Origin of the sequence: Brevibacillus sp. HB1.4B (assembly GCF_013284285.1) — a bacterium.
Lineage (GTDB): Bacteria > Bacillota > Bacilli > Brevibacillales > Brevibacillaceae > Brevibacillus > Brevibacillus porteri.
The window spans coordinates 295,577-317,601 of record NZ_JABSUT010000004.1 but is presented as its reverse complement, the minus strand read 5'-3'; the positions used below and the strand labels follow the sequence as shown (position 1 = coordinate 317,601).

Genomic DNA, 22,025 nt, shown 5'->3' with positions numbered 1-22,025 from the left:
AAAGCGAAACCGCGTCCAAAGTGGTCTCTTCCTCGAAGTTATTTCAGAGGTGGACGCTTAAGAACGTGTTTCGCTTTTCGCATTGCGTCTCGGTCGGTGTACCAAAGATCTTCGCTGTTTTCTCCTGTTTCCTCTACGAGCTATCCGTTCTAAACGAGTTTTTAACGCTTTAAAAGATTGAAGAATGCACTCTCGTTACGCTAGAGAAGAATATTTCCAGACGTAGCGAATTGTGAAGTCCTACCGAGCGGAGAAGGGATTAGCGGGAAATAGAAACGCAACCGTGCCCACGCGACGTAGCAGCTACCACTTTTGCGTTTCCCCGCTAAGCGCTTCGCAGTGGGCAGTCTATTCCCACACTGGGACGGAGCACTGAAGCCTAGACTGGAAATATTCTTCTCCCCACCGCAGCCACATATAAAGTGACCAAAGAAAAAACCAGGAACCGCCCCTTTGGACGATTCCTGATTCGTTAGTAATACGAAATCGTTTCGCTTATTTCAGTTGCTTCACCACCACATTCCACAGCCAGGTGAGGATGACCGCACCAATGGCTCCGGCAATGACGTTGAAGCCGGCCCACATCCACAGCCAATCACCCAGTACCAAATCGCCCAGCCAGCTACCCAAAAGAGCAGCAATGAGCGAAGCCCACCAGCCCGATCCTGCCGCTTTTCCTGTACAGATCAAGCTCATTGCCCACCAAACGACCACACCGACGACAGCCCATACGAACCAGAACATTCGTACACACTCCCTCTCTCATGATGGTGACGCTTACATAAGGTCCAAAATAATGACTAGTTATCTATTACCATCATATTGAACAAAAGAGAAAGTGTGCATAGGCATTTAATTGGTATACAGTTCCGCGCGGCGGTTGGCTACGCTTGGCAATTTGCCCCGTACTCGTTCAATCCGACTTACATCCAGTTCTGTGATCAATAATGTTTCTTCTTCCCCTGCACTGGCGATCACGACACCCATCGGATCGACGAACATGCTCCGTCCAGCAAAAATATTTCCGACCTGATCAGCCGCACATACAAACATCGTGTTTTCAATGGCACGCGCACGAACCAGCGTCTCCCAGTGATCCTCTTTCATCGCTCCGGCTACCCAGCCTGCTGGCACAAACAAAATATCAGCACCTTGGAGCGCAAACTGTCTCGCGATTTCCGGGAAGCGCACCTCGTAGCAAACCATCAGCCCGATTTTGCCGAATTCCGTTTCCACCACTTGATACGGATTATCCCCAGGCGCGATGAAGTCCGATTCTGTGTAGGAAAAGGCATCGTACAAATGTGTCTTGCGGTACGCGTGCAGCAGCTGTCCTTCACGGCCTAGAAAAACAGTCGTATTGTAAGCGCGGTTTTCATCACCCTCGATCGATTCAAACACACCGCAAACCACATAAACTCCATGCTCCCGAGCAAGCTCTGCCAAGCCAGAGACAAATGGACCATCCAGCTTTTCCGCTACCTCTGCTGGCGTTACCCCTGATTTTGGCGTGGCAGGTGCACTGTACATTTCAGGCAAGATTACAAAATCTGCCCCTGCTACTTTTGCTTTTGCGATGTAATCGGCTGCTTTTTGCAAATTTTGCGTCTTATCCATCGTCGCTGTAAGTTGGGCAATTGCTACTTTCATGAGTATCCCCGTCCTTTCCATTCATCCAAAGCTCTCGTTTTCTTACTTGCTAGTATAACTGATTTTGACCGAGTTCCAAGTAATTATGCTTTACCAGCTGGACGTCTTGTATATAATGGACTTGTCATCTTGCATATTTATTTTCACCCTATCGAAAGTAGGTGAGTCCATGTCCATCCGTATCAAGCTGCTGCTCTCTTACACAGGGATGCTAGTAATCAGCTTGCTGACGTTTTTCGTAGCCGCTAGCCTATTTACAATTGCGGCGACAGGCGACATTAACAGCTTTCGCGACTTTTATAAAGTGCATTATCAGCTCAATCCGCTGACTGAACAAGAAGAGAATATTTTCCTTGAATTGAAATATCTCGCCAAGAATGAACCGGATCAGTTGCAAAACCAGGAGCTGCTTGCCGATTACGATTTCAAGCTAAAAACGGTACGAGCCGGCCTGTATGTCCGCAGGGAGAGTAATCAAGTCTTTGCCTCCCCAACCATCAATCAGCCCGAGCTGGAAAACAGCTTGCCCCCCTATGACTTGAACAACAACCAGATTCGCAACACGTTCAACATCGGCGAAAGATTTTATGCGTATGCCAAGTTTGACTTCAAGTTTTCAGATGGCGCAAAAGGCAGTGTCTTTGTAATCCGCGAGCGCAGTCCATTTGGTGAGGTTATCCGCAAACTGCTGCCGATTCTCGTGTTCCTCCTCCTCGGCGTCATTGTCATTGCAAACGTCTTGTTGTACCGCTGGATCACCCGCAGCGTCGTCAAGCCGCTTGATTTACTGCGCAATTCGGCTGAGTACATCAAGGAAGGCAATCTGGACTTTGAGCTTTATCTGCACACGAAGGACGAGATTGGACAACTGAACGAAGCGTTCGAAAACATGCGCAAACGATTGCAGGAATCTGTGCAGCTGCGCCTTGCGGACGAAGAAAGCCGCAAAGAATTGATTTCCAACATCTCGCATGATTTGCGTACACCGATTACCAATATCAAAGGCTACATCGAGGGAATCCGCGATGGCGTAGCTGATACCCCGGAGAAAATGGACAAGTACGTGAACATCATTTACTCCAAAGCAGTAGACCTCGACATGCTCGTCGATGAGCTGTTTCTCTACTCCAAGCTCGATCTGAAACAAGTACCCTTTACGTTCGAACATGTAGATATCGTGCGGTTTTTGGATGATTGTATCGACGAGCTACACTACGATCTGGAAAAGAAGGGCATTACGATTCAGTGGAATAAGCGTACAGCCGAAGGCACCCTGGTCATCGCCGATCTGGAAAAAATTAAGCGCACTGTCTTAAACATTATTGGCAACTCGCAAAAATACATGGATAAGCCTGAGAAAATCATCTACGTCTCGGTTCAAGCGGACGACCAATGGGCGACCATTGAAATAAAAGACAACGGCATCGGTATCCCGCAAGAAGCCATTCCTCACCTGTTCGAACGCTTTTATCGGGTGGAGCAATCCCGTAATTCTGCCACGGGCGGTAGCGGTCTCGGACTCTCCATCGCGCGCCAGATCGTCGAGGGTCACGGTGGCACCATCTGGGTCGAGAGCAAGCAAGGAATAGGTACCAGCCTGTTCTTTACGTTAAAACGTACCCACAAACAATAGGAGGTGCACATTCCCATGTCTTCACGCATCCTCATCATTGAAGATGAGACGACCATCGCTCAGCTGGAGCGGGATTATTTTGAACTGAACGGCTTTCAGGTCGATTTATGCCACTCTGGCAGCGAGGGCTTGCCGCTTGCCATCAATGGCGACTACAGTTTGATCATCGTTGATTTGCAGCTTCCGGGCATGGACGGCTTCGAATTGTGCAGCCAGATCAGACAAGTCAAGGAAGTGCCGATCCTGATCGTCTCCGCCAAAAAAGAAGAGATCGATAAAATCCGCGCCTTTAATCTCGGTGCCGATGACTATATTACAAAGCCGTTTAGTCCAAGCGAATTAGTAGCCAGAGCCAAAGCCCATCTGACAAGATACGAGCGTTTGACAGCCCGACAACCTCAACCATCGAACGCAGAGATTCACATTCGCGGTCTCGTCATCGACAAAGTATCCCGAAGAGTCTATGTACGCAATCAGGAAGTCATTTTCACGACAAGAGAATTCAATCTGCTTGAATTTTTAGCGACACACCCGAATCGAGTTTTTAACAAAAATGAGCTGTTCGAACGAATCTGGGGCATGGATTCCAGCGGAGATATCGCGACCGTTACGGTGCACATTCGCAAGCTGCGTGAAAAGATCGAAGTCGATCCGTCCAACCCGCAGTATATCGAGACGGTCTGGGGTGCCGGTTACCGATTTACTGTCTAAGCGTGAACACCATGATCATTACAAAAACCTTCAGCGAAAACGAGGACGGATTTTCCGCTCTACGTCAAAGCTGGGGTTTTTTTATCTTTTTTTAAGAACTTTTTTAGATTCTATTAATCTCTTGTTTCTTGGCAGTTTAGGTATCTCGTCTATCCTATAGGTAATCAAGTAACAACTGACTCTAAAGGAGGACCAACCGATGAGAAAGTTTTCCAATAAAATTGCAATCATGATGCTCGCCACTGTTTTGGGCACAGCATCCCTTCCTTACGCTGTACTGAACGTGCAAGCAGCTTCCACTCCCCTGAGTGCACAAGAAATTCAAAAAGCGGTTAGTGAGCTCGCCAAGCTGCAAGTGATGCAAAGCAACTCCAACGCTCACAATCAAGTTACGCGCGCTGAACTGGCAAAAATGGTCTCGCACACATTTGGTTTGCAAGGCGGCAAAACAGATAAATCCGTAACCTTCACGGATGTGAAAACAAATGATTGGTTCTACAAATACGCGGTTGACCTGGTATCTCTTGATATTATGCAAGCTAAAGATGGCCAGTTCGATCCGCGTGGAACTGTGACGGATGCTGAGCTCACTCAAGTCGTTGCAAAAGCGCTCAAGCGCGATGCGAAGTCCGTTAACTACTGGGCAGAACGCTTCTTCTCAGCAGACAGCACCGCTACTCGCGGCGAAGCCGCTTATCTGTTGAATACGGCTCGTCAGGCGATGCCTTCTGACAAAGCGAGCATTACGAATGTACAAGCCTTGAACGAAATTACATTGATTGTGACCTTCGACGCTCCGTTGACCGCAGAAAACGAAGCATTTGCAAAAGCAAAAGAAGACTTTGTCTTCAGCGAAGGTCTGACACTGACTAACATGCCGCGTCTGAAAACGGGTTCTACCAATACTTACATTGTGCCGACCTCGGTTCAAAAACCAGGAACCACCTACGAGCTGACTTACAAAGGGAAAAAGGCGGGCACCTTCCAAGGCAACGCAACCAAGATCGACATGACGGAAGTACGACAAGTAACAAACGACACGTTTGAAGTCGAGTCCTTGCGTGCAAATGGTGTCCTTGATTACGGATACATCATCTCTGCCTACAGCGGCGGACGTGGTGCAAATGCATTGGTGCTGGATCAAAACAACAGTGCAGACGGCAAAACGTATCAAATCATTCCTTCCATGCAGGCAAGACAAGTGACCATTACACCGGAAGGCGGACAACCAATCGTAGCGAAATACGTGCCTTTCACACAATCAACAGACGGCAAGCAAGAAATTAAATTCCGTCTCCCAGAAGGCCAAGTCCTGACTCCGGGCGTTACGTATACCATTACGTCCGACTGGGCGAATATCGCGAATCCTACCTTCGTCGCAAAAGAAATCGCTCCGCTCGAAATCAGCGAAGCTAAAGCAGCTAGTGAAACTTCTATCACCATTACCCTGACAGAGGACCCAGGAGACGAGCTATTCTCCGGACGCAGCGTAGAACTCACTAGCGCAGACGGAGAAAAACTGCTGGCGACGTACAAATATTCCAGCCGCAAAGGTACCACAGGCGTGTTTGACATCCAGCAGGATGGTAAACTGAAAGCAGATACCACATACACGGTAACACCTGTCGGCGATTGGGCTGGCAAATCTTCTGCTGAGCTGACAGTGGAGTAGTCTTTGTGTGAGTGTTCAAAAAGTCGGCTTTTCAGCACCGAGAAAGTAACGATACTGCGTATTGGTCTTATGACGATCGCCATCGCTCTGACTGGGTGTGAGATGAATTGGAAAACCCTTTTAGCGAGTGGCGAGCAGCAAGCAACCCAGGCGGTGAAAGTTGAAATGGATAAGCTGAATCAAGCCTTATTGACAGCAACCAGTCAAGGAGACAAAGCAGCGATTGAGAGGCTGCTTGCAGAGGGGGCGGATATTGACGCTACCGATAGTAGGGGCCGTACCTCTGCGATGATCGCGGTCCACACTGCTCAACTCGACATTTTCAACTTGTTGGTTACACACGGCGCCAACATCAACATCCGAGACAACAACTTAGACAATCCCCTGCTCTTCGCAAGCGCAGCAGGCCAGCTCGCATTCGTAAAAGCCTCGATAGAAGCAGGTGCCGACACGACCATTACGAACCGTTTTGGCGGAACAGCTTTGATTCCAGCAGCTGATCGTGGACATGTCGAGATCGTCAAGGAACTGCTCACCACCTCTGATATCAACATTGATCACGTCAACAGATTGGGCTGGACCGCTCTCTTAGAAGCAGTGATTTTGGGCGACGGTGGTAAGAAGCATCAGGAAATCGTGAAGCTCCTGATCGAGCACAAAGCAACTGTCAATCTCGCTGATCACGATGGCGTAACGCCTCTCGGGCATGCGAAGAAGCATGGCTACAAAGAAATGATTGAAATGCTCACGCAGGCGGGCGGTAAATAAAGAATTTCTCCCATATGAAGAAGGATAGGATCGTCAGAAATCATCTGACCCCTATCCTTTTTCTTATTTTCTAGACCAAAAGACCCTGCTAAACTCAAAACTTTTTCTATATTCAGGCGTCAATTACTAGTGGACTATCCCATTATACCTATACCTTTTTGATTGGAGCCTGTTTTACATGACCGTCAGCTCGTTTACAACTATTTTGGAAACGGACAAACGCATCCGAAAAGCTTCTCCTAACCTTGAAGCCAAGGTGGAGATGTACAAGCTCTTTCTTGCTTCTACAGACGCTATTGAAATCCATATGAGTAACCTGACGCATCCTTTGACTACCCTCAGAATCTATGACATCCATCGAACCAAACTCGCAGAAGCTGAATATAGTACGAACGCCCCCATCATCCTTCCTTTTTTTCCGGAGGAGGATGGTCTTTACTACGTGCAACTGACGATTGGGCCTGATCCAGACCCGCAGCACATCTATCAACTGCACGTGGACAAGTACAAACGCCTATCGGGGATCATCCATCAATCGGAGGAACTTACCGCAGAAAATGGTCCGTACATGATCGGACCAGAGGATGCCATCATAACTGCTGGGACTTCAATCAGCTTTGAAGCAGGTACCTCCATCAACGTACGCTGCCAAAACAAGATCTTTGTCCAAAACGGTGCCTCTATTTCTTTTCGCGGGGAATCAGACAAACCCGTCGTCGTCATCGGCGCTATTGACGATACAACCGCACATCGTTGGAATCAGCTCGTGTTATCTCCCTTGGCTGAGGCAACCTTCCAGCACATGATTGTGCAATACGACAACGACGAAGACGGAATGGACTTCTTGACCTCAGCAGCCCCTTTCGTGGCGATCGCCTCATCCGTTGAAGAATTCGAGTCAACCGTTGCCAAAACGAGCTATGTGGAGCGGGCCGCAGTCGTGTCTCCCTCTTCTCGCTTGGACTTCATCAAAACTTGGTTCCAGCAGTCCAGCCCTTATCGGTTCCATATTTTTGGCGATCTCTTGCCTGAGCTTTATTTCGGCATTGATGTCACCACCTTTGCGCGATGGGAAACGGACACGAAGCGGATTAATGAAGAACGCGTAGAAGCTGGTGAAATCAATTACTGGGATTTTGTTAACGGCAACTTCACTGCCGATTTGATAGAAGCTACGTATCTGTTTGCCAATAATGAGAGCAGCCCCGAGCTGCGAATCCAACGATTGATTGATTTTCTAATCATCGCGCAAAAATGGAGGAGAAAACACGGATGCTTCAGCCTGTTCGACATGATCGATCCATTCCATAATCACGACGAGGAATTTTACAAAACGTTTGAACAGATGTCGTCCTCCTTCTGGCTCGCGCACAATACGTCCATTATTCACTGGGATACGCTTTCACGAGAACTCGGCATTTGGCAAAAAGAAAGTTTCTTCGAACGGCAATTCATCAACTCCGTCATGATTCGTCTGCACTTCGCAGCCGATCTGCCGTTCTCCCTTCCGGGGTATGGAAACAACATTCCACCTGTCGGCTTTCTCGGTATTTCCATTCACTTTGGCCCGTTCCGCTATCCAGAGGATTATCCGGCACCCGAGCCTGAATTCGACGTCAATTACGGCGAACTCTCTACAGCTACCTATGTGAAATTTATGTTCGAATCGTTTCTCAATGGCAAAACGAATCCCGTCTACACGTGGTGGATACCTACGCAAGCGGATAAGGAGCTGTTTCGAACCTTGCAAGAAAAGGGCATCTCGCTGGATTCCCCTCCGGAAGATTGGGACCGCGAATTCGTGCAGCCTGCTAGAAAAACGCTGGAGGAGATTCGGGCATACTATCTGAACCCAACCCTTCGAAAAGATAAAAGAACGAAGACCTCCCACTTTTGAGGTCGGGAGAAGCCATGCCACATGACTTTCGAACAGCACAGGATTATTTCGGGGGATTGGATCTTTTTGGCAGTTATGTCTGGAAGTCTTTTGTGGGAGATGATCTTTGTTTCAGCATCTTGTGTAATCTGCATGAAGTATTTCACTTTTAAGCTTGGAACAGCGTTCTAGAAAAAAAGCTGCGAGGAAAGAAGCGCATTTCCAGTCCAAGCGCCTCTGGAGCCCTACCTAGCTTCGGAATGAATGGCGGGGGTTTTCAGCTTCACTTATGAGATACTTCCTCGAAACTGTCTACGTTTGAAGCGCTCCCGCCATTCATTCCGAAGCGGACAGTCAATCCCCCTTGCGGGGCGGAGGCCGAAGCGTAGACTGGAAATGCGCTTCTTTCCCCCACTACAGCTACGAAAAAAAGCCTCCCCAATCTGAGAAGGCTTCCTCATTAATTCACAATATTTTTCCCATAGTAAATCTCGTCCATCTCTATTTGTAATTGCTTCGTAATATCCTCCTGCTCCTCCGGTGTCAGCTTATCCTTCGTGTATCCGAACAAATAATTGTTCAGATCAAATTGCCTGCGCTTGCATTTGGTGTGGAAAATATTATCTTGATACACATTCACATCAATCATGTGGAACAATACCTTAATTTCCTCGGGAATATAATTTTGGATCGAACTGATGTCGTGATCGATAAACAGCTTGTATCCATGTATATCCCGGGTAAAACCGCGCACCTTGTAATCAATTGTCATCAAGTCTGTATCAAACGAACGAATTAAATAATTGAGTGCTTTGAGCGGAGAAATCTCGCCACAGGTCGATACGTCGATATCGGCCCGGAATGTGCTGATGCCCTCCGTTGGATGGTACTCGGGGTACGTATGCACCGTAATATGGCTCTTGTCCAATTGCAGCACCACATTTTCTGGCAAAGGTCCGGGGGATTCCTCATATGATTCAGTAGGGACTTCTACAACTGGCCCCTCGGATACAAGAACAGTGACGCTCGCACCTTGTGGTACATAATCTTGTTGGGCGACATTCAGTACATGTGCGCCGATAATATCCGACACGTTTTTCAGGATATTCGTCAATCGCTCTGCATTGTATTGTTCATCTATGTATTCGATATACGCTTCCCGTTCCGCTTTTGTTTTTGTGTAGCAAATGTCATACATGTTGAAGCTGAGTGACTTAGTCAAATTGTTGAAGCCATGCAGCGTAACGTTTTGTTCTGTTTTTTGTTCCAAGCGCATTTCCCCCTGTGGTAGCATCCAAAACTCGTTCGCTCTTACTTTTTCCTCCACCTCGCTCATAAATACCCGTTACTTTTGTCCTACACAAAAATGATTCAATAGCATTAGTAAAACTTTACAGGATATGGTTCTAATCCCCTTGGTTTAGTGATAAAATATCGAAGTGTGTCAAAATTTAGAAGAAAGGGGGAAATTATCATGCATTGGTATACAAGTGTATTGAAGAAATATGTTGCCTTTGAAGGAAGAGCTAGACGTCAAGAATATTGGATGTTTACTTTGTTCAACATCATCGTATCTATGGTAATTGCTCTCGTAGACTACTTAATTGGTACAGGATCTATTTTGGGCATGATCTATTCATTAGCTGTTTTACTGCCTAGTTTGAGTGTAACTGCACGCCGATTGCACGATACTGGAAAAAGCGGTTGGTGGATCCTTCTCTCGTTTATTCCTTTAATCGGCGCAATTGTTTTGCTCATATTCTTGTGCAAAGACGGCGAAGGAGACAACAAATACGGTGCGAATCCAAAAACTTCGCAATCCTTCTAATGTCTCCATCACCTCTCCTGATAAAGGAGAGGTTTTTTATTTTTGGTCCAAAGAAAAAACGGCAGTTTGGGACTCCCCAAATGCCGTTTTTTCTATTACGGTTTTACGCCTCGTCCCAAAAACGTCGCAGGTTGTCCATCCCAATCTTGGACCCTTCGCGGCAATCCTCCATGCCTTCGAACTCGACCGTGATATAGCCATCATAGCCGGATTGCTTCACCAGCTTGACGACCTCACGGATGTTGATGTCGCCTTGGCCGACTATTGCTCCACGCAGGAAGTTGCCATTGACGGTCTTGAACCATTTGCCTGCGCCTGGATCATGGTAGGACGGCCGGAAATAGAAATCTTTGAAATGCACGAGCGAAGCGTAAGGCAGATTTTTTTGCACACCGACCAGCGATAACTCATCTACGCACATGAAGTTTCCGATATCCAGCGTCGTTTTGAAATTCGGACGATTGACCTCATGCAAGACACGCTGCACGCGATCACTTGCCTGCACCAGCCAGCCGTGATTCTCGATTGTCGTCGTTATTCCGAATTGCGCGGCATAATCAGCGATTCGGCGGCTTCCCTCGACCATCTCAGCCAAATGCTTTTCGAAGTACTCGATCGTCGTCTCCTCTACGGGAACAGTAAAGGCGGACACATCGTGGCGCATATGCTTGATACCCATGCGGTGCAGCAGATCTACATGTGTTTTTACACGTGCGACTTCTGCTTCGAAGGCTTCTTCGTCTGGTTGAATAAAGTTGGTCGGCATCGAGTAGTTGGACAGCTCAATCCCAACCGCTTTTGCCTTATCCCGAACAGCGTCTGCCAATTCGTCATTATCGACCAGCGTAAAACCGTACGGCACGATTTCCATGTGTTCGCCGCCGTTATCGGCGATCCATTGCACGACATCCAGTACATCCATTTCCCCAGCTCGGATTGCTGTCAGTAGACTGTAAGTGCTCAATCCAATTTTCATCCGTTCCACCTCATTCGGTTTATTGTATAGAAAGGCTACTGCTCATCATGATGAGAAATGCACCTTGTTGATAGTCACGACTTGCTTGAGACGCTGGGATTCATAGGCTGCCTTCACCACTTCGAGTGTGCGCAGTCCATCCTCTCCTGTAATTGACGGAGGTCGGCCTTCCCTGACATTTTGCACAAAATCGGCAATAAGCCGCTCATCCATATCCACAGCCCAAGGTACATTTTGCAGCTTCGAATCGCGGTCATTGTAATAGAGCACGTGTTGCTTGAACACATCGACGTCCAACGTGCCTTTGGTGCCGACAATCCGCATCGTCACATCTCCCCACGTCGGGAACGTTTTCGGTCGCGACCAGCTCGGATCAATTCCGACGATCACGCCAGACTCCATTTCCACGGAAACCAGGCCGCAATCCTCTACCTCAATCTCGTAAAAGCGTGTGTCCAGCTCAGCGTAGACGCTTTTTACCTCGTCTTGGAGTATCCAGCGTACGAGGTCCATCAGATGGACGATGTGATCCGTCGCTGCCCCGCCGCCAGACAGCTCTTTTTCAATGAACCAGCCACCTGGCATTTGTCCGTGGTTCGTGCCATCGATGGCGAGAATGTCTCCGAGAGCACCTGACTGAACGATCTGTTTGACGTTTTCCATCACGGGTGCAAAACGAACAGGATAGGCTACCTGGAGCATGACACCTTCCTCTTTACAGACCTGAATCATTTCGCGTGCATCCGCAATCTCAGTAGCAATTGGTTTCTCGCACAGAATGTGCTTTTTCGCTCGTGCTGCCGCAATCACGTGCTCCTTGTGCTTGGCATTTTCCGAGCAAATAATGACCGCGTTGATACCGGATAGTAAAAAGGCTTGCATATCTTCGTAAAAATCGAGCTGGTAGGCAGTCGCCATTTCCACTCCACGGCGCGAGTCATCATCCCAGACTGCAATCAGCTGCGCATCCGTGTGCTTTTGCAAATAAGAAGCGTAGCTATGCGCATGCATATGGGCGAAGCTGATGATTCCTACCTTCATCCCTCGTCACCTCCGTGTATGAGCTTCACAGGTTGTCCCGTCTTGACCGATTCTCTCGCCGCCAAAGCGACATCGAGAGCAGCGAGCAGATCACGAGAATGCAGACGTGGCACTTCCTGTTTCTGTACACAGCGAATGAAATGCTCCCGCTGTCGCTGCATCAGGTCCATCCCAGGGAATGTTGTCGAAAGAAACTGCTCTCCCCGACTCCAGCGAATGGGGGTGCTTTCCCGGCTATCATGCGCAATCATTCCTTGATCACCGGTAAGCTCAAAGGAAGCATGTTCGGCCCCTTCTGCCCAAGATAGCTCTACATGCGCAATTGCCCCACTTGCCATTCGGAGCATGACAAGCGCATAATGGACGATCTGTCCTGACTCATTCGTGCGCTTAACCTCTCGTGCCATCACACGCTCAACCTCGCCGAACGTCCAGCACAGCCAATCGAATTCACGTATTCCAAGCGATTGAAATATGCATTTCCCTACATTTTCAGCCGATGCAGGAGCACCTCTTCGCACGCGAATGACGCCTGCTTTGCCTATGGCCCTATTCTTTATTTGCTCGTGGGCTTGCTCGTATTCTGGGGCAAAACGCAGTGTATTTGCGAATTGCAGCACGATCTCATGCTGATCGCACAAACTGATTCGTTCACGCCCTAGAGCAGAGCCGTCTGCGCATAAAATATGCTTTCCCTCCTGGGCAGCAAGCGTCACCCATGAGTCAGCGCTGTCCGTAATCGAGCGAATATCCACGATATCCACTTCTGTTCCCTGCAAGATTTCACGCAAAGAAGACAAGCTATCTGCCACACCTACAAGCTCTGCTTCTTTGATCCGAAGCCAAGCCTGTGACTCTTTGACGCTTGTTCCTGCTTCCCCTGCCACCACAACCTTTACCATGATCCCGCGCCCCCTCTCCTCGAGCTTTGTGGACTGCTTGACACAACCCTTATAGCGAAAACTGAAACGTATCCTGCAATAAAACAGCGGCAGCTCCAGCGACCTCTACATTTTCACCCAACGAATTCGGTCGAATCTCCAATTCCTCCGTCAGGATTCCATGCGCGTATTCCCCCACGTAGTCTTTTACTTTTGCGATCAACAGCTCATTTTCGAAGGCAATCTCGCCGCCCAGAATCATGACTTCCGGATTGAACAAATGAATCAGATTGACCAGCCCCGAAGCCAAATAAGAAGCGGTTTCCTCTAAAATGCTGACCGCAAGCGGGTCCTGCTCTGCCAAAGCCTGACGAAACACCGCAGGAGTAATCCGGCCAACATCCTGCTCCACCAAATCCGAGATGCGGCTCGTCTTTCCTTTCGCAAGCGAGGAGACCAGCTTGGAGTAAATCGTTGGCCAGCTCACGTAATTTTCCAGACAGCCAACATTTCCGCAGTCGCACCGCACACCTGCCCGATCAATCGTGGTATGACCGAACTCACCGGCCCCGCCTTTGAAGCCCCTGTAGATGGAACCGTTCATCAAAATACTCGCTCCCAATCCATCCCCAATCGTGACGTACAGCATGTTTTGATAATGACTGAAATCCCCGATAGTCTTCTCTGCGAGCAAATACGCGTTCGTGTCGTTATCCAGCCATGTTTTCAACTGGAAACGCTGCTCGATCATTTCTTTCACAGGGGCGTTCTGCAAGCGGAGCTTCGGATTATAGCGAATCACCCCATGGACCGAGTCCACGATGCCTTGAGTGACAATCGAGATTCCCATACACGTCTCCAGACTCACGGCTCCACGCAAAAATTGCTCAATGATGTCCATCAAATAAGCGAGGACACTCTCCCCTTGGTACTGCTTGATTGAGTGAACTTCCTTTCGTTTGACCGCAGCTTCCAGATTCATCTCGGCAATCGTAATCTTCGAGCCAGAGATCGAAATGCCGATCAGAAAGCGACTATTAGGAGAAAACTGGACCAATATCGGTTTGCGTCCGCCATTTGACTCTCCTGTTCCCACCTCGCATACGAACGAGTCACGAATCAACTCACTGACAGCCGAGGTCACGGTAGTAGGACTCAGTTTGTTCCGCTTCGCTATTTCACTCCGGGAAATGGGCCCGTAATGACGGATCGTATCGAATATGATGGAGCGATTCAGTTCCTGGATCAGCTTTAAATCACCCGTCCTACGCATGTAACCATCCCTTTTATTCAAATCACAAATGGCAAGCGACAAAATGATCTCGGTCTGCCGCTTCCCGCAATGCAGGCGGTGTCGTCTTGCATATGTCCATCACGAACGGACAGCGCGTATGAAACAGACAGCCTGACGGCGGATTCACCGGGCTCGGCACATCTCCCTGCAAAATGATCCTCTCCCGCTTTGCCCGTGGATCAGGAATCGGAACCGAAGAGAGCAGCGCTTTTGTATACGGATGCCCGGGATTGGCAAAAATCGTTTCCTTCGGGCCAGATTCTACGAGACTCCCCAAATACATCACGCCGATCTTGTCGCTAATATGCTCGACCACACTCAAATCATGGGAAATAAACAAATAGGTTAAATGAAATTCTTCCTGCAAATCTTTTAGCAAATTCAAGATTTGCGATTGAATCGATACATCGAGAGCGGAAACTGGCTCATCCGCGACGATCAGCTTCGGCTTCAGAATCAAGGCGCGAGCGATTCCGATACGCTGCCGTTGCCCTCCGCTGAATTCATGGGCGAATTTCTCCGCATGATAGCTGGAGAGCCCGACGACCTCGAGCATTTCGGCTACAATCCGATCCCGCTCTTGGGTAGACAGCTTCGTATGAATGAGAAGAGGCTCTGCTACCACATCGCGAATTTTCATGCGTGGATTCAGTGAGGCGTACGGGTCCTGAAAAACCATCTGTACCTGCTTGCGCACTTCCCGCAGCTTTGTCTCATTCATTTTGGAGATTTCTTCACCATTGATCCAAACCTTGCCCTCATCTGGCATCAAAAGTCTTGTGACCAAGCGCCCTGTCGTCGACTTGCCGCAGCCACTCTCTCCGACCAGACTGAACGTCTCGCCTTCCTTAATCTCGAACGAAACGTGATTCACTGCCTTTACGCTTTTTTTGCTGCTTAATAGACCACTATCAATCGGGAACGTTTTTTTGATACCGTCTACCACGACCAGTGATTTAGACATGAACATCCCTACCTTCCTCTTGATAGAGCCAGCAGCGGCAAGAACGTTCCTCTCCCACCGTCGTAATGGCGGGCTCCTTTTCCCAGCAGACAGACATGACATCCTTGCAGCGCGGAGCGAATTTGCAGCCCTTGGGCATATTGTTCGGTGTCGGTACGTTGCCCGGAACCGAATCAAGCCGTGCGCGCTTTTGCCCGATTTTGGGGACAGAGCCGATCAAGCCTTTGGTATACGGATGCTTGGGTTCATCAAACAAGTCGTAAACAGATGCTTCCTCCACGACACGCCCTGCATACATGACCACGACACGGTTGCACATCTCTGCCACGACGCCGAGATCATGCGTGATCAACAGCATCGACATATGCTCGTCAGCCTGAAGTTGCTTCATTACGTCGAGGATTTGTGCTTGAATCGTGACATCGAGTGCCGTCGTTGGCTCATCGGCGATCAACAGGTTAGGATTGCAGGACATCGCCATCGCAATCATGATCCGCTGCCGCATACCGCCGGAGAGTTGATGCGGATACTCTCCCATAATCTCGCTCGGCCGCGGAATGCCCACCTTTGTCAGCATGCTCACTGCTTGTTCTCGCGCCTTTTGGTCGGAGTAGCCGAGATGCAAGCGAATGGCTTCCATCAATTGCTCTCCGATTTTCATCACCGGGTTGAGCGAGGTCATCGGTTCCTGAAAAATCATCGAGATTTCTTTCCCGCGAATACGGCGCATATCACTCTCCGAAATCGAGAGTAAATTCATTCCGTTGTAAACAATCTCGCCATTGGTAATCTCACCAGTCGTGTCCTTGAATAGGCCCATGATCGACAAGGAGGTCACGCTCTTGCCACAGCCCGATTCTCCAACCAGACCAAGCACCTCGCCTTTTTTTATATGGAAGCTGACATGGTCGAGGACGACTGTCTTCTGGTTGTCTCTCGTAAATTGCGTCTGCAGATGCTTTACTTCCATGATGTTCTCACTCATCTGCCCCATCTCCCTCGTTTAATTCTTCGTTTTCGGGTCCAAAATATCGCGCAAGCCATCCCCAACCAGGTTGAACGCCAGCACGGTCAAAAAGATCGCAATCCCGGGAATGATGACCACATGAGGAGAAGTGGCGAGATAATCACGCCCCATACTGAGCATCGCCCCCCAGTCAGGACTCTCGGGCTTTGCCCCCAGACCGAGAAAGCTGAGACTGGATGCTGCCAAAATCGAGGTACCGATCCGCATAGAAAAAAAGACGATCATACTGGAGACGGTCTCTGGAAAGATGTGACGAAAAATAATCCGGCTGCTTTTTGCCCCCATGGACCGCGCTGCTTCTACAAACACCGCTTCCTTAGCAGCCAAGGTATTGCCGCGAATCAAACGCGCAAACGATGGAATACTGAACACCGCTACCGCCACGACGACATTCGTTAATCCCGGGCCGAGGATCGCAACGATGGCGATTGCGAGCAACAAATCGGGAAAAGCGAACATGACGTCACTCCACCGCATGATGAGGCGATCCAGCCACCCGCCGTAATATCCGCTAATCAAGCCCAATACCGTTCCAACCACTGCACCGACCAGCACTGAAGAAAAGCTGACACCAAGAGAGATTCCTGTTCCTACGATGATGCGGCTCAAAATATCTCGTCCGTATTCATCTGTCCCTGCCCAATGCTCCATGGATGGAGTCTGCAACGTCACATCATAGTTCGGCTCGTACGGATCATACGGCGCGATCCACGGGCCAAACAGTGCGATCACAAACAAAAACAAGATAAAAAACCCTGCCCAGAAAGCTGTCTTTTGCTTTTTCCACTTCTTCCAAAACTCGCTGGCTCGGGATTTCTTTTCAGTGGGAACTACAACGTTGTGCCCGATTTCTTTTACTACCTCCATTTACGTCACCTCCTTGCCATTAGCTGTCATAACGGATTTTTGGATTCAGTGCCTTGTACAAGATGTCTACCAGCAGATTCACGAGAATGAACTCCAGTGAAAACAACAGAATGACAGCCTGTACGACCGGATAATCGCGAAAAGCAATGGAATCGATCAACAGACGCCCCATACCCGGAATGCTAAACACCGTCTCCACGACAACTGATCCGCCTAACAGAAAGCCGAATTGCAATCCGGCGATGGTCACGACCGGAATCATTGAGTTTTTCAAGGCGTGCTTGCGAACGACTACAGATTCCTTCAACCCTTTTGCCCGACCCGTTCGGATAAAATCCTCCTTTAATGTTTCGAGCAGGGAGGATCGTGTAAAACGGGCCAGCATCGACATGATTCCTGCTCCTAAGGTTAACGAGGGAAGCACGTAGCTTTTCCAGCTCTCGACCCCACCTGTGGGGAACCAGCCCAGCGTGACAGAAAAAACTTGTATGAGAATGAGCCCCAGCCAAAATCCAGGCAAGGAAATACCGGAAATCGCCGTCAGCATCCCTACGTAATCCGGCCATTTATTGCGGAAAACAGCAGAGATCGTCCCAATCAGTAGTCCGAGCACCAATGCCCAGCCCAGGCTCATAAATGTCAACGTCATCGTTACGGAAAAACGGTTTTCAAACATATCGCTAATGGGAAGCCCCGTCTTCAAGGAGTGTCCTAGATTTCCTGTCAGCAGGTTATGCATGTAGTTGACGTACTGGGTAAGCAATGGTTTATCCAAGCCCAGCTCCTGACGCACGCGCTCGATCTCTTCCAGGGTCGCTTCTTTTCCCGCCGCCAAACGGACAGGATCACCCGGAACCAGATGGATAAAGAAGAAAATGAGCAACGACACGACAAAAATAATCGGGATGATCTCGATGAGTCTCTTCACGATATAACGGAACATGGTACGGTTCCTCCTAAAAGGAAAGCAGCGCCCAGCGGCAGACAATGCCCGAACGCTGCTTCAAGTATTATTGGAATGCCGCTTCTCTTACATAGATGCCGCCACTCGGTGTGATATAAACCCCGTCCACGTTCGCGCGTTTTCCGTACAAGATTTCATCGACTGCGAGGAAAATCCATGGTGCATCTTTAAACACATTTTCTTGCACGACGCTATACAGCTGCTTTTGCTTATCTTGGTCTGACGATTGTGTCGCTTCCTTGATGCTTTGGTCGACAAGGTCATTTTTGTAGAAAGCCGTGTTCGCTCCCGCAGGCGGGAAGTTCTCACTGCTAAACAACGAACGCATCGCATTGTCTGGATCAGCAGAGGACCAGCTTACGTACCACATGTTCATTTTTGCTTCTTCTGGCGACTTGATGCCGTAGATTTCATCGGACAGCGTCGCTTCTTCCATCGATTTCACTTCAACAGTGATGCCGACCTTTTGCAATTGCTGCTGAATGAATTGCATGCCCTTCATCGTATCCGAGTTCGTATTGCCCCAGATGTCTGTTGTGAAGCCGTTCTCGTAGCCTGCTTCTTTCAAAAGCTGCTTCGCTTTATCGATGTTGTATTCATAGGCGCCTTGCTTCGCATAGTGCGCAATCGTCGGGGACATCACGGATTCCAGCTGTGCGCCGTATCCGGATTTCACGACTTTAATGAACGCGTCCTTGTCCACTGCATGGTTGATGGCTTGGCGAACGCGTGGATCATCAAACGGCTTTTTCAGCATATTGATCGAGACATAGCGGGTGATCGTAGAAGGGGTGCGCTCTACCTTTACCCCCTCTTCACCGTTCAGTGTCTCTACTTGCTGCTCCGGCAATGGATAGATGACATCGGCTTCACCCGTCTTCAGCATGGCTACGCGGGAGCCGTTTTCAGGAACAGGCTTGTAGACGATTTTACCGACCTTGGCTGCTCCCTTGTTCCAATGATCTGGATTCAGCTCTACTGTCAGATGGTCACCCTGTACCCATTCCACGAATTTATATGGACCTGTACCGACTGGATTTTTGGTAATGTCTTTGCCGTACTTTTCCAGAGCCGCCGGGCTGATGATTCCGGTCGTGAACTTGTTGATCATCGCGGAAAACGGCTGGTTCAACGTCACTTTCACTGTGTGCTCATCGACAACCTCTGTGGACTTGATGTATTTGTAGTTCCGATAGGCTCTCAGGTTGTTGTCTTTGTTGCTCATTCGGTCGAAGTTGATTTTGACCGCTTCGGCATTGAATGGTGTACCGTCATGGAACTTCACGTTTTGCCGGAGCTTGAAGGTATACTCTGTCGCATCTTCATTCACCGAATATTCAGTCGAAAGACCTGGCATGAGCTTCAAATCCTTGTCATAAATCAGAAGCCCTTCAAACATCGCGCTTTGGACGCCTGATGACAGTGCATCCCCTGTATTTTGCGGGTCCATTGTGATGAAGTTTTCGTTTACGGCGATGACCATCTGATCCTTTTGCGGCGCTCCCGTCGTTGCCCCTCCATTGGAAGCTGCCGGAGTTCCACTACCACTGCCACCGCCACTGGAACATCCGAAAAGTAAAGCCACTGAAAAAAGTAAGACGGATGCTGTTAGCAAATACGATGCTTTTTTCATTTCTTTTCCCCCTTGTCTTCATCTACTCTATGGGTGATATCTGGATGTCCATGGATTGGTCTTGCCTGCCGATTATCGGGTAAATACGATTTCTCTTCCGGTCGCAGCTGATTCGTAAATGCCACATAGAATCTTCATCATCTCCACACCATCCTGTACAGGGCTGAGCGTTTCTTTTTCACCCAATATGCATGCGATGAAGTGATCGATCTCATTTTGGAAGCCTCGCTTGAAATCAAACGATAATTTATCCATCTGCGGGCTGACATTCAGGATCGTGTCATGCTTTTCTGCAATGATGGACAGCTCTGGCTCCACCTCTGCGCCTCCCTTGTCTCCGTACAGCTTGACGGCCAGCTCGTCTTTTTTCGCATGTAGGGTATAGCTCACATCTACGAAAAGGGACGCTCCGTTTTCAAAGCGAATGAGTGCATTAGCCATATCCTCGACAGTGTTTTGGGTAGGGTCGTAGTCAGCTGCTTTGTAAAAGGAGAGATTTTTGACGTTGGCGCGATTGCCCAGCTTGTTGTATGTATTGCCGCTGACAGTCGTTACTTTTGGGCAGCCCATCAAGTACCAGCACAGATCAATGACATGCACGCCAAGATCGATGAGTGGACCTCCGCCAGATCTGTCCTTGTCTGCGAACCAGCCTCCCGGATTGCCCAAACGGCGCAGACAGGATGCCTTCGCGTAATATATCTCACCCAGCTCACCCGCATCGATGAACCGCTTGAGCAATTGCGCATTCGTATCGTACCTTCTCACAAAGCCCACCTGGAGCAGCTTGCCACTCTCTTTTACGGCCTCTTCGATCAGGAGAGCGCTTTCAACAGTTGTACTTAAAGGCTTTTCCAAAAGCACGTGCTTACCCGCTCTAAGGGCAGCGATGGCAATATCTGCATGCGTATTGTTCCACGTACAAATACTCACTGCGTCTACCTGTTCATCTGCGAAAGCATCCTCAAGCTTGCTGTAGTAAATCTCGGCCCCGTATTTCTGCGCTTTTTCCTGTGCGCGCTCCTCGTTGAAGTCGACGACGGCACGAATTTCTGTACACTCGTTTTGCTGGTACGATTGCAAGTGCATGTCTGAAATGGATCCTGCACCAATCACCGCAACTCTCACTTTTGCCATGATGTTCTCTTCCTCCTTGCTTCTAATGCATTAATTAGTTTTTTCAATGGAGTAATTAATAAGATGATACAAAATTGTTTTAATTTTTGCAATATAGATTCCGACTAAAAATTTTGTACTTTCTCTCCTGGTTGATCTAGCGCAAAAACTCCCCCTGCCGCTCCCATCACTCCAGCTTCTACCCCTATCTGGCTAAGGACGACACGTACCTCCTGCGCCAATCCAGGGATGCATCGCTCCCTCATGCTCTTCTCAATTTCCGGCATGAGTATGGTAGATGCGTTCATAACTCCACCTCCGAAGACGATGACCTCCGGATTAAACAAATAGAGCAGATTGGCTGCTCCGACTCCTAAGTAAAACCCTGCTTGCTTGATGAGTTGCTTGGAGAAAGCTTCTCCTGCTAGTGCAGCCTCACAGATTGCTTTGGCTGTGACTGGCTCATATGTGGTTGCCAGCTTGTGGCCAGCGGCGTTTTCAATGGCAGTACCCGAAGCGTAGTTTTCCAGACACCCTCGATTGCCGCAGCGGCATGGCGGTCCGTTCCAATCGATCGAGATATGGCCGAACTCACCCGCACTCCCATCCCGCCCGCAAACCAATCGACCATCACTGATCACTCCAGCCCCTACGCCTGTGCTGACGGTGACATAGATCATATTTTGTGTGCCGGCTCCTGCTCCCCACAACCACTCCGCGATTGCCGCTGCATTCGCATCATTGAACAGCCGGACGGGCAGTCCGAACCTTTGCGCAATCAAGGCGCCAATCGGGACATTTCGCCAGCCTAGATTGCTCGCAAAGACTACTTCACCGATCGCGCTGTTAATCACTCCAGCGGAAGCAATTCCTACGCCGCGTACTTTTTCGGGATCGATGCTGCCTGCTGATAGGACATCATAAGTAGCAGACAGCACCCTTTCGACCACTGCCTTTTCTCCCTCTTCCGCTAAGGTCGGTAGCTGCTTTTGTGCGATTATCCTGCCTGCGTGATCAACCAAACCAGCCAAGATTTTAGTCCCACCCAAGTCCAGCCCAATCGCATATTCATCTTTTGCCATACTCGTCTCTCCTTCGTTCACCTTGCTGCTTCACATTAGTTT

The 22,025-nt window shown here is 49.1% G+C and carries 20 protein-coding genes; 6 read left to right on the top strand and 14 right to left on the bottom strand.

Annotated features, from left to right (window positions below; all coding sequences use genetic code 11):
- Positions 1 to 495: 495 nt before the first annotated feature.
- Together HP398_RS12085 and HP398_RS12080 are read right to left on the bottom strand one after the other, a co-directional pair.
- Positions 496 to 744 carry a hypothetical protein gene (locus HP398_RS12085; RefSeq protein WP_173622694.1) on the bottom strand — a complete coding sequence of 83 codons (249 nt, stop codon included), beginning with the start codon at positions 742 to 744 and terminating at the stop codon, positions 496 to 498.
- Positions 745 to 852: 108 nt separating this feature from the next.
- Complete coding sequence (locus HP398_RS12080; protein WP_173622693.1) at positions 853 to 1,650, bottom strand: carbon-nitrogen hydrolase family protein; 798 nt, start codon at positions 1,648 to 1,650, stop codon at positions 853 to 855.
- Positions 1,651 to 1,819: 169 nt separating this feature from the next.
- On the opposite strand from HP398_RS12080, the gene HP398_RS12075 reads away from it, so the two are divergent.
- The 5 genes from HP398_RS12075 (at position 1,820) to HP398_RS12055 (ending at position 8,331) form a co-directional block, all read left to right on the top strand.
- Positions 1,820 to 3,283 (top strand): sensor histidine kinase, encoded by a 1,464-nt coding sequence (locus HP398_RS12075; protein ID WP_173622692.1) that lies wholly within the window; start codon positions 1,820 to 1,822, stop codon positions 3,281 to 3,283.
- A gap of 15 nt (positions 3,284 to 3,298) precedes the next feature.
- Positions 3,299 to 3,994 carry a response regulator transcription factor gene (locus HP398_RS12070; protein ID WP_017249936.1) on the top strand — a complete coding sequence of 232 codons (696 nt, stop codon included), beginning with the start codon at positions 3,299 to 3,301 and terminating at the stop codon, positions 3,992 to 3,994.
- Positions 3,995 to 4,193: 199 nt separating this feature from the next.
- Entirely contained in the window at positions 4,194 to 5,666 is a 1,473-nt protein-coding gene (locus HP398_RS12065) for an S-layer homology domain-containing protein (RefSeq protein ID WP_173622691.1), read from the top strand.
- 102 nt (positions 5,667 to 5,768) lie between these two features.
- Positions 5,769 to 6,434 (top strand): ankyrin repeat domain-containing protein, encoded by a 666-nt coding sequence (locus tag HP398_RS12060; RefSeq protein WP_173622815.1) that lies wholly within the window; start codon positions 5,769 to 5,771, stop codon positions 6,432 to 6,434.
- A 178-nt stretch (positions 6,435 to 6,612) separates the two neighbouring features.
- A complete protein-coding gene (locus tag HP398_RS12055; protein WP_173622690.1) occupies positions 6,613 to 8,331 on the top strand; it encodes a hypothetical protein in 1,719 nt (572 codons plus the stop codon).
- A 439-nt stretch (positions 8,332 to 8,770) separates the two neighbouring features.
- Here the strand turns inward: HP398_RS12055 and speD are convergent, their stop codons facing one another.
- A complete protein-coding gene (gene speD, locus HP398_RS12050) occupies positions 8,771 to 9,604 on the bottom strand; it encodes an adenosylmethionine decarboxylase (protein WP_371736736.1) in 834 nt (277 codons plus the stop codon).
- Positions 9,605 to 9,784: 180 nt separating this feature from the next.
- Here speD and HP398_RS12045 point away from each other — a divergent pair, with 180 nt between their 5' ends.
- Positions 9,785 to 10,138 carry a DUF805 domain-containing protein gene (locus HP398_RS12045; protein WP_017249931.1) on the top strand — a complete coding sequence of 118 codons (354 nt, stop codon included), beginning with the start codon at positions 9,785 to 9,787 and terminating at the stop codon, positions 10,136 to 10,138.
- 103 nt (positions 10,139 to 10,241) lie between these two features.
- Here HP398_RS12045 and HP398_RS12040 read toward each other — a convergent pair whose 3' ends face one another.
- The 11 genes from HP398_RS12040 to HP398_RS11990 form a co-directional block, all read right to left on the bottom strand.
- The gene (locus tag HP398_RS12040; RefSeq protein ID WP_017249930.1) at positions 10,242 to 11,114 is read right to left on the bottom strand and encodes a sugar phosphate isomerase/epimerase family protein; all 873 of its coding nucleotides are present in this window, start codon (positions 11,112 to 11,114) and stop codon (positions 10,242 to 10,244) included.
- Positions 11,115 to 11,159: 45 nt separating this feature from the next.
- On the bottom strand, positions 11,160 to 12,155 hold the full coding sequence (locus HP398_RS12035; RefSeq protein WP_173622689.1) for a Gfo/Idh/MocA family protein: 996 nt from the start codon (positions 12,153 to 12,155) through the stop codon (positions 11,160 to 11,162).
- Positions 12,152 to 13,057: a Gfo/Idh/MocA family protein gene (locus HP398_RS12030; protein ID WP_173622688.1), complete on the bottom strand. Its 906-nt coding sequence runs from the start codon at positions 13,055 to 13,057 to the stop codon at positions 12,152 to 12,154. Before HP398_RS12030 ends, HP398_RS12035 begins: the two co-directional genes overlap by 4 nt.
- A 49-nt stretch (positions 13,058 to 13,106) precedes the next feature.
- Positions 13,107 to 14,309 (bottom strand): ROK family transcriptional regulator, encoded by a 1,203-nt coding sequence (locus tag HP398_RS12025; protein ID WP_173622687.1) that lies wholly within the window; start codon positions 14,307 to 14,309, stop codon positions 13,107 to 13,109.
- A gap of 22 nt (positions 14,310 to 14,331) precedes the next feature.
- Positions 14,332 to 15,294, bottom strand: a complete 963-nt coding sequence (locus HP398_RS12020) for an ABC transporter ATP-binding protein (protein WP_173622686.1) — start codon at positions 15,292 to 15,294, stop codon at positions 14,332 to 14,334.
- The gene (locus HP398_RS12015) at positions 15,287 to 16,279 is read right to left on the bottom strand and encodes an ABC transporter ATP-binding protein (RefSeq protein ID WP_173622685.1); all 993 of its coding nucleotides are present in this window, start codon (positions 16,277 to 16,279) and stop codon (positions 15,287 to 15,289) included. The genes HP398_RS12020 and HP398_RS12015 overlap by 8 nt, the downstream gene beginning before the upstream one ends.
- Before the next feature lie 18 nt (positions 16,280 to 16,297).
- Positions 16,298 to 17,188, bottom strand: coding sequence for an ABC transporter permease subunit (locus HP398_RS12010; RefSeq protein ID WP_017249926.1), 891 nt, complete (start codon positions 17,186 to 17,188; stop codon positions 16,298 to 16,300).
- 19 nt (positions 17,189 to 17,207) lie between these two features.
- Positions 17,208 to 18,131: a nickel ABC transporter permease gene (nikB, locus tag HP398_RS12005; RefSeq protein ID WP_106833794.1), complete on the bottom strand. Its 924-nt coding sequence runs from the start codon at positions 18,129 to 18,131 to the stop codon at positions 17,208 to 17,210.
- 67 nt (positions 18,132 to 18,198) lie between these two features.
- Complete coding sequence (locus HP398_RS12000; RefSeq protein WP_173622684.1) at positions 18,199 to 19,785, bottom strand: glutathione ABC transporter substrate-binding protein; 1,587 nt, start codon at positions 19,783 to 19,785, stop codon at positions 18,199 to 18,201.
- A gap of 72 nt (positions 19,786 to 19,857) precedes the next feature.
- Positions 19,858 to 20,922, bottom strand: a complete 1,065-nt coding sequence (locus tag HP398_RS11995) for a Gfo/Idh/MocA family protein (RefSeq protein ID WP_173622683.1) — start codon at positions 20,920 to 20,922, stop codon at positions 19,858 to 19,860.
- 104 nt (positions 20,923 to 21,026) lie between these two features.
- Entirely contained in the window at positions 21,027 to 21,983 is a 957-nt protein-coding gene (locus tag HP398_RS11990; protein WP_173622682.1) for an ROK family protein, read from the bottom strand.
- Between the last annotated feature and the right edge of the window lie 42 nt (positions 21,984 to 22,025).